14 protein-coding genes and 1 pseudogene are annotated in these 7,770 nt (G+C 59.7%); 6 read left to right on the top strand and 9 right to left on the bottom strand.

Annotation, left to right across the window (positions count from 1 at the left end; genetic code table 11):
• Positions 1–156 precede the first annotated feature (156 nt).
• Positions 157–504, bottom strand: coding sequence for a hypothetical protein (locus NKH70_RS31690; RefSeq protein WP_353027162.1), 348 nt, complete (start codon positions 502–504; stop codon positions 157–159).
• Positions 505–571: 67 nt separating this feature from the next.
• Between NKH70_RS31690 and NKH70_RS31685 the strand changes: the two genes are divergently transcribed.
• Positions 572–874, top strand: a complete 303-nt coding sequence (locus NKH70_RS31685) for a hypothetical protein (protein WP_353027161.1) — start codon at positions 572–574, stop codon at positions 872–874.
• Positions 875–1,336: 462 nt separating this feature from the next.
• Here NKH70_RS31685 and NKH70_RS31680 read toward each other — a convergent pair whose 3' ends face one another.
• Positions 1,337–1,555 (bottom strand): KTSC domain-containing protein, encoded by a 219-nt coding sequence (locus tag NKH70_RS31680; RefSeq protein ID WP_023722567.1) that lies wholly within the window; start codon positions 1,553–1,555, stop codon positions 1,337–1,339.
• 251 nt (positions 1,556–1,806) lie between these two features.
• On the opposite strand from NKH70_RS31680, the gene NKH70_RS31675 reads away from it, so the two are divergent.
• From NKH70_RS31675 to NKH70_RS31660, 3 genes and pseudogenes are all read left to right on the top strand, one after another.
• Complete coding sequence (locus NKH70_RS31675; RefSeq protein WP_353027160.1) at positions 1,807–2,040, top strand: hypothetical protein; 234 nt, start codon at positions 1,807–1,809, stop codon at positions 2,038–2,040.
• A 420-nt stretch (positions 2,041–2,460) separates the two neighbouring features.
• Positions 2,461–2,726: pseudogene (locus tag NKH70_RS31665) on the top strand (IS630 family transposase); the annotation flags it as partial.
• A gap of 102 nt (positions 2,727–2,828) precedes the next feature.
• Positions 2,829–3,290 (top strand): phasin, encoded by a 462-nt coding sequence (locus NKH70_RS31660; protein WP_353027165.1) that lies wholly within the window; start codon positions 2,829–2,831, stop codon positions 3,288–3,290.
• A 180-nt stretch (positions 3,291–3,470) separates the two neighbouring features.
• Here the strand turns inward: NKH70_RS31660 and NKH70_RS31655 are convergent, their stop codons facing one another.
• The 4 genes from NKH70_RS31655 to NKH70_RS31640 form a co-directional block, all read right to left on the bottom strand.
• Positions 3,471–3,728 carry a hypothetical protein gene (locus tag NKH70_RS31655; protein WP_353027159.1) on the bottom strand — a complete coding sequence of 86 codons (258 nt, stop codon included), beginning with the start codon at positions 3,726–3,728 and terminating at the stop codon, positions 3,471–3,473.
• Positions 3,729–4,104: 376 nt separating this feature from the next.
• Positions 4,105–4,341, bottom strand: a complete 237-nt coding sequence (locus tag NKH70_RS31650; RefSeq protein WP_353027158.1) for an integrase core domain-containing protein — start codon at positions 4,339–4,341, stop codon at positions 4,105–4,107.
• Complete coding sequence (locus NKH70_RS31645) at positions 4,229–4,903, bottom strand: IS3 family transposase (RefSeq protein ID WP_353027157.1); 675 nt, start codon at positions 4,901–4,903, stop codon at positions 4,229–4,231. The genes NKH70_RS31650 and NKH70_RS31645 overlap by 113 nt, the downstream gene beginning before the upstream one ends.
• 94 nt (positions 4,904–4,997) lie before the next feature.
• A complete protein-coding gene (locus NKH70_RS31640) occupies positions 4,998–5,252 on the bottom strand; it encodes a transposase (protein WP_352509701.1) in 255 nt (84 codons plus the stop codon).
• A gap of 159 nt (positions 5,253–5,411) precedes the next feature.
• Here NKH70_RS31640 and NKH70_RS31635 point away from each other — a divergent pair, with 159 nt between their 5' ends.
• Positions 5,412–5,600 (top strand): hypothetical protein, encoded by a 189-nt coding sequence (locus NKH70_RS31635; RefSeq protein ID WP_352509702.1) that lies wholly within the window; start codon positions 5,412–5,414, stop codon positions 5,598–5,600.
• Between the two features lie 143 nt (positions 5,601–5,743).
• Positions 5,744–6,028, top strand: coding sequence for a hypothetical protein (locus NKH70_RS31630; RefSeq protein WP_353027156.1), 285 nt, complete (start codon positions 5,744–5,746; stop codon positions 6,026–6,028).
• Positions 6,029–6,454: 426 nt separating this feature from the next.
• Here the strand turns inward: NKH70_RS31630 and NKH70_RS31625 are convergent, their stop codons facing one another.
• The 3 genes from NKH70_RS31625 to NKH70_RS31615 are packed head-to-tail and all read right to left on the bottom strand — an operon-like array spanning position 6,455 to position 7,769.
• The gene (locus tag NKH70_RS31625; RefSeq protein WP_353027155.1) at positions 6,455–6,748 is read right to left on the bottom strand and encodes a hypothetical protein; all 294 of its coding nucleotides are present in this window, start codon (positions 6,746–6,748) and stop codon (positions 6,455–6,457) included.
• A 2-nt stretch (positions 6,749–6,750) separates the two neighbouring features.
• Entirely contained in the window at positions 6,751–7,044 is a 294-nt protein-coding gene (locus NKH70_RS31620; RefSeq protein WP_353027154.1) for an RES family NAD+ phosphorylase, read from the bottom strand.
• A gap of 2 nt (positions 7,045–7,046) precedes the next feature.
• Positions 7,047–7,769, bottom strand: a complete 723-nt coding sequence (locus NKH70_RS31615) for an antitoxin Xre/MbcA/ParS-like domain-containing protein (protein ID WP_353027153.1) — start codon at positions 7,767–7,769, stop codon at positions 7,047–7,049.
• Position 7,770 lies beyond the last annotated feature (1 nt).

Raw genomic sequence — 7,770 nt, 5'->3', positions numbered from 1 at the left:
GCCTGATCAGACCAGATACCGTTCCCGATTCGAAGGCCATCCGTCGAAAGCGCCCGCGTCAACGTGCAGCGAAAATAGCGCTTACGTCGATCCGAATACCTACAAGATCGTGATTGTCCTGAGCTAGTTGTAGCCAGACGGTCTACCGTGGGTTGATTATTGCACCAAAAGCCCGCCGCGCAGTTCGGCGGCGGGCTTTTCCGTTCCCGGCTCCAGCGTCTGCACATCGCCAACTACTCGGGGCGAGGAGCAAGTACGGTCTGATCGACGGTGGAACACCATCGTGAAGGCGACCAACTGTTCCCGGTCGACGCTGGCGAAGCTGGCAAAGCGCCTTGCGCCTGCCCTCGATACCTTGGCGAACGCTAACGCGGGGTAATCTGAAGCCCCGTCAGGGCTACGTGATCCCATGAAACCAGAGAGGTGGATCACGATTGTTCCTATCGGCCGCCCGCTGCAGCCCTTCCAAACAAGGTCGAGATGGATGGAGATCAAAGCACCCAACCCTTCCGGGGCGGGCGTACATTAGAAGCCTCTTGAAGAAGACACTGCCCGCACCAGAATCCATGGCATGGCTCGGGGAATAGGCATTGGTGACCAGGTGGCGATTACTGCCACGGTTCGAAGGCGAATAACAGAGGACCGCGTAAGCGTCTCTATCCCGGATTACGACTTCCCACATTCCATCATCGACCACACCAAGGTGAACCGAGGCCAGCAAATCGACCTGAAAGGCGAGGTCACGCGCATCGACGAGGACACCGTGACGATCGACCTCGGGCCGCTGGTCACGGTCGACCGTGACAAGGTCCGGCTAATGGAGAAATATCGTCCGCCAAAACGACGAAAGGCACTTGTCGTTGCCCCGGATTAGAACCGACAACATCGCGACAGGCTATGAGGGCAGGCCGCATGACGGGCCGGTAGAGGACGAGTCGAAGCATTTTGTCTACTGCCCAGTCTGCGGCCAAACGTTCGACGCGCGCGATCTTGGACAGGTGTTCCACCACGCTGAGCCGCAGCACGAGCCGCTTCCGGTCGAGCAATAGTCCAGCTAGTTGAGCTCCGGCAGCAGACCGACGTTGAGACCCTTCAGCGCGCCACCGACGTACGTTGGATGAGAAAAGGGTGCTGCGTGCACCGCGCCTTCCCCGCGCGCCGATGATCCACCTGGACCGCAAAAAAGTCCCGCCGCATTGCCAGAACGGCGGGACCGATCACACGCTTTGCACCAGGCGGGGGGATGCGGGGGGTTGCACCGTAAGCGCCACAGCGGCAACGCGTCCACCAACCGCCGGTTGGAGCGATAGGACGATTGAGCCGCCGGCAGGTCAGGTCATCCCGGGTCGCTATCGCTCGCAACCAGACGGTAGCGGAAATTGTTGCGGATGTGGTCGTTGAAATAGCGGCCCTTGGCGAACGCCGCCCGGAACGCGGCAAAGGTTTCCGGCGGTACCCCCTCAAACTCGTACCGCTTGCCGCTGGCGACGAACCACACCGAGAGGGTCCTTCTATCCAGATCATATTCCATCTTGCGGATCGAAGTAGATGGCATGAGCACCACAGGCCGAGGCCCGCGCCCTTGCGGGGAGCGCGGGCCGATCGGGATACCGATCTGCAGCAATACCTGGAGGGGGAGGATTCGCTGCGTGCACCGAACTTTCGCGGCGGTCCCGTGTTCCCAATCGAGATACACAAAAAGCTAGCTGCACCTCGGCATCACGCGGACGTTTGATTTCTGAGAAAGCGCGAGCGTCAATTTTCCCGTGAGATAGGCACGCTCCACGGCGAAAGGAGTGCCCCGCCATGACCGTCCTCGCCTACAACCTTGCCAATGACATCAAAGGATCGTGGAGGGTCGTCTTCGTGCCGGACGAACTGCATCTGTACGTGGAATTCAGCCAGCGAGACGCCGACACAAACCCGGTTGATTGGATGAGCGTTGATGATTTCCTTGCATGGCGGCCGAAAGGCGCACTCCACAAGCGAGCGCGCGACAGCTTGGTTTCGCTCATTTGCAAGGCGTTGACAGGGCGATGAGACAAGGGAGAACCCGCGCAGATCAAGTGCGAGCGCCGCGGGTGGGCCTATTCGACGTTCCGAAGGCACCGCGACGATGCCGCCAACGCGATAGCTAAAGCTCTTATCGGTGAGGCGCGCGGGCTTGGCTTTGAAGCATCAGCGGAGCGACATTTGCACCTTTCGCTCGGTCATCGCATCTTGATCCTGACGTGATGAACGCACTGGCTGATTACGCTGGGCGGCGCGAGGTGGCCCGTCTTGCGGTTATGCTCGATCTGGGCAAGCTGCTGCGCTGGATATTCAAAACCGTTGCTCCTGAACTCAGCGCAGATAGCGAATCGTCCAGGTTTCCTGGGAATCGACGACCATGTTTGAGCATGAATCCGCCAACCTGCTGACGATGCATGACCAGTGTATCGACCGCCGCTGAGCAGGCGCACACCAGATCCCGCATGGGCACCGCGAGGCGAGAGGATAAAAGCCAAGGCCCCGAACGACCATTGGAAGATCGTGACCTTCCTGGCGGCGCTGCGCCACGACCGTGTCGATGCACCATCGCTCATCGACGGACCGATCAACGGCGAGAGGTTCAAAAATCTATGACGACAAAGTTCTCGTCCCACCCTCAAGCCCGGCGACATTGTCGTCATGGATCAAGCCTCGGCAGGCGAAAAGTTCAGCGGGTTAACGCTGGGATAAAGAGGATAGTGCGTCGCACAAAAATATTGCAATGCACTACAAATGCCGTAACGTCAGTTTCGTAGATGAATGAGACGGCTTTTGTGAAGGGCCGCCCGCTGAAAAGGATGGAAACTATGGCCAAGACCGCTGACACCGTTGAAAATTCCGAATTCCCGACCTTCGACCCGTCGATGGCTACCGACCAGATCCGCGCTGTCGCCGAAAAGGGCCTCGAGCAGTCGAAAGAAGCCTATGCGAAATTTGCCTCAGGCACCGAGACGACCCAGAAGGCGCTGCAGTCGAGCCTCGAAACCTCCAAGACCGTCGGCAACGACCTGTCGCTGAAGACAATTGCTGCTCTGCGCGCCAATGCCGAAGCCGGCTTCTCGCACCTCGAAGCCCTGGTTGCCGTCAGGGCGCCCTCCGAGTTCCTCGAGCTGCAGGCTGCCTTCTTGCGCAAGCAGGTCGAACTGACCGTAGAGCAGGCCAAGGAATTTCAGGCCGTGACGACCAAGGCTGCCGAGGATATATCCAAGCCAATCAAGGATGTCTTTGAAAAGGCGATAAAGGACCTCAAGGTCGCCTGATTGAGTCTAGGCGATCGGAGATACCCGCAAGACGACGCCCTTCTCCAGCCGCCTTTTTCTTTTGGGCTGACCGGCTAGGTGTCTCTTAGGTCAGCTTTGGAAGGCGGGCCTCGGTTTTTGATCGCTGGTCGTCTAGCGACGCGTTCATGTCTCTGATGGCATCGATAATTTGCTCCAAGGCTATTCCGAGCTGACTTTGAGCGCGGACTGGCTCGCGAGGCGGAGCTTGCCGTCCAGGGCAACACCTATATGCGCGAGGTAGCCGAGAACGATCCGGAGCTTAAGCGCGCTATCGAGGCGGCAGAGCAGACCCCAGAGGGGCCGGCAGAAGTGCAGGGCAAAACCCCTGCAAATGTCGATGCCGTGACCGAACAGCAGCGAGATCGTCGCCCCGAGGAGGCCGAGCGCCGGCCGGACGAACCGTCCGAGCAGGCTCACGAACTGGGTCGACCGTAGATGCTACAAATCGGCTGCAGGATAAGTTAAACAGCGACAAGGAGGCCGCACAACGCGGCAGCGAAACGACGCGGACCGATCCGGCGCAACAGCATATCCCTCGCCTCGAGGAGCGCGACGAACTATAAAGAAGGGAACGCGACCGCGACGACCGGGTCCGTTAGAGGACCACGTTCAATCGACAGGTTTACATTTGCCAGAGCAACGACCCGAAAGGTGACGAGGGGTTTGGCAAGCTATCTGTTTCGTTTTCTTCCTGGGCGCACTGCAGGTTGCTTAGGAAACGGTGTCTGGCTGGTACCAAAATTTCATGCAGTGGAGCAGCGAAATGGAGTGCGCCCCTGAAGGTGGACAGATATCAGGCTGCTGATTTGCCAGTCTGCCGGATGTGTTGATCCTCGAACTGCTGCGGGCTCAGATATCCGAGCGCCGAATGGAGCCTGCGTTTGTTGTAGACCTCCTCGATGAAGCGGGGAAGGTGATCAATGACGTCGTCGAAGGTTTCGAAGACCATCGGGTAGACCGCCTCGACCTTCAGCGTCTTCATGAAGCTCTCCGCCTTGGCGTTGTCGTAAGGATTGCCTCTGCGGCCCATCGAGCCCGTCAGGCCGGTTGTTTCCAGCGCTTCGCGGTAAATCTGCGCAGCGTATTGGGAGCCCCGATCGGAAATGATGAATGCAGCCGGACGGCGGCTGACGCCGTTCAATGGCCGCCTTCAAGGCTGCCATCGTCAGCCGCGCATCGATCGATCGGCCACTGGCGTAGCCGGCGATCATGCGCGACCAGGCGTCGAGAATGACTGCGACGTAGACGAAGCGGGTCGGCAGCGCGACATAGGTTATGTCGGAGACCCAGAGCTGGTTCGGGCCGGTTGCAACGATGTCCATGGCCAGGTTGGGGAAGATCGGGCCATCATGATCGCTGTCGATGCTGGCCACGAAGCGCCGCCTGATCCTGGGCTGCAGATCATGCTCGTCCATCAGGCGCCGGATCTTCTTGTGGTTCACGACGAGGCCTTGCTGACGCAGCGCAGCGCCGACACGGCGATAACCGTAGAACTCGAACTCGTCGCTGATCGAGAACGTTGCCTCGACGATCGCGGTGTCGTCGGCCGCGTTCTCCAGGGGATCGTAGTAGGTGGAGCGCGCGATTCCCATCAACCGGCATCCTTCGGCAACGCTGATGCCGCAGGGCCGGTGATGACGGATGTAGTCCCGCTTCTCGGCCGCGGTGCGTTTCTCAGAGTCCCCTTTAGAAACTCAGTTCCAGAGCCTGCTTACCGACCAACCGTTCGAGCGCTGCGATCCGGGCTTCGTATTCCTGGATCAGGTCAGCGGCCTGCGCATCATCGTCGAACGCTCCTTGCTCATATTTGCGCACCCAGATGCGGATCAGGTTGCGCGAGACATCGTGATGCTTAGCCAAGCCGTGCAGCGTCTCGCCGGCGATGAACTCCTGCGCGACCTGGCGTTTGAACTCGATGCTGTGACTGCGGTGCTTTGCCATGGGTTCTCTCTCCGAAAACCCGGAAGGCTGGTCAATCCACACATCCCGATCTGTCCACCCTCAGGGGCGCACTCCAAAATGCCGGCTTTTTTGGCCGGCTTTTGGCCGTTCTGATAGTTGCGGGCCTGCGCCACTCAAGTCTTATGCAAGGATAAGAAAATGGCAGACGAACCGAACCGGAATCCGACTGCTGATGAAATAGCCGGCATGCAGTGGTGGAATTCACTTACCGAGACTGAGCGCGCGGACTGGCTGGCCCGGGCGGATTCGGCAGTGCCTGCCGAGGCTTGGGCAGCATATAAACGTCAAGGAACGCTCGATCTACAACCTCCTGGCGGGATCCACTAGAGCGGCTGACAGTCGCTCGCGGGAAGGTGGCCGGCGCCGTTTGGGGGCGTTGGGGTAGATTTGCCTGTTAGGCGCCGGCCAGGCGGGATTGGGGTCTCCCGCCGCAGGAAGAAGCTAACAGAGGCAAGTGAAGTGGGTATCGCGTGATCGCGGAAGGTGGCCCGGAGCACGGCACCGGCCTCTCCGGAAATCGCTTGCTAGTAGCGCCAACCTTGCTTGAATTCGTTGATGAACCATCGCTCGACGTCGTCGCGCACCGAAGTGCTGCTTCGGAATTTCAAGTGGCCCGGCGACTTCTGCTCAAGCCAAGAAAAGAAATCGGAAAATCTTGGATTCTCTGGCTGATGAGGAAGCCCGCGCTCTTCAGCCCATTTTGTGCAAAAGTAGCGAACACCCTGTTCTGCTTCATCCCTAGTCATGACGGGTGATCACCCAAAGGCAAGTCTTCTGTTCCGACACAAAAGCAAGGCGCCGACAACGCTGGTGCGTTCGAACGGCAGCGTGCTAGCCATCCGCGTCCCGCCGATCAATTTGAGACGGCAATTGAGACCGACAACCCGCCGAGCTTTACGGCCAAAGGAACGTCGGCGGCCCATCTTTCAATGAGCATTGCCTGAACCCACCGACCTGCGGATTGCCAGTGGCCCCGCGATTCGCAGCTTTGCCGGAACAGAGGCGTGCCGTCTAGCAATGTAGGCGTGTACCGTTCCAGGTGCGGAAGTTTTCGAGACTTCTGCCTTAAACCCTCTCAGCCATTGCTCCAGATGTGATGTTTTCATGCCATCCTGCGTCACGCGCCAGCGCTCGCGTTGCGCAGCACGAGTGATCTAGGTTAGAGATAGCCCGACGGCTCCTTACGAAAGGTCGCCGCGGATAACCCGAACGTTCAGCTGCCTCAACGCCGGCACGAGTTCGGCATGCCGTTCGAGCGCCGTGGCCCGTCGGGCCTTGAGCCTGCCCGCAACGGCGCGGTCGTAGACCGCCACGCATTCCGCTCCGGTCAGCCGCGAATAGTAAAGGATCCCGTCAACTGCGAACCCGTTAAAGAGAGCCTGGCTCAGCTTCCGGCCTTCCTCCTGTTGTTTGGCACGTGCAGCGTCGGTGCTGATCCCAAGCCGCAGCAGGCCGGTGGTCCGGACGTCGATCACCGTCAGGGCGACGTAGCAGAGACTTCGGACACGGCCCAGCCAGCGATTTCCGAGAGATGCAGCATGCGGTAAGATTTTCCCTCGAACCGGTCGCGAATAATCGTCTCGGCGATCGCCGTCGCCAGGTCGCGAGCAATGTAGAGGACCATGAAGGACCGGTCGGGGCTTGCGAAGCGCGATTGTCCGAACCCCATGCCCAATGGAGTAGCTGCGTACTCCTGTCGCATTGCCCGCAGGTAGTGTTGCGGCTGGAACCTGATTGCCAGGTCCGCGACGACTTCGGCGTCAAGCTCCACGATCAGCCGAAATCGAACTCGGCGTCAGCGACGACCTCATCGATGCGCCCAGCCTTGAGTCGGTCGAGCGGAGTTTCGCCGGTGTCGCTCACATGCTGCTGGGTCAGCCACAGCCACGTCGCACGAGGATTCCCGATGATCTTCGTGATCCGGGCCATGTGCTCAACAGGACGACCGTCGACGAATTGGGCGAGCGGAAATACGTGCTTCCGCTCGCCCTTGAGCAGTCCGATCACGGCTCCGCGCCTTTGCCAATCGTGCAGGGTCGAACGCTTCGTCCCGAACATCTTTTCGATCTCGCCGGGACCGGCGACAGGACCAGCCCAATCCTCAAGGCGTGTCGGCGTTGCATATTCAGCGAGGCGCAGCCGGCCCTCTTCAAGATCAAAGACCTTCCCGCGGCCTGCGCCTTGGCTGACCTCCAGGGGCTTTTCGACCTCTACTGGAGCAAGTATCTTACTGGGTCGGGCGAGCTCCGTAACCACATTCTCCACTGCTCTCGCCAGTGCCTGTTCGTGCGCAGCGATCTGGCGCTGCTCGGCAGGGGACAGACGAGACGTTACCGCCGTCAGCGCGGCGACCGCCTTGCCGGCGGCTTTCAGAGCGGACTTGGATATTCCTGGATGCCGTCGCGATAACACATCGAGAATGTCAGCGACCGTCTCACGATCGACCTTTGCATCTGCGCGAACTGCCGAGTTGCGAGCGTTCATAACGACCACCATT

The sequence above is a fragment of the Mesorhizobium sp. M0991 genome (assembly GCF_040318915.1).
GTDB lineage: Bacteria > Pseudomonadota > Alphaproteobacteria > Rhizobiales > Rhizobiaceae > Mesorhizobium.
Note: the sequence above shows the minus strand (reverse complement) of the source record. Positions and strands in the feature narration are given on the sequence as shown.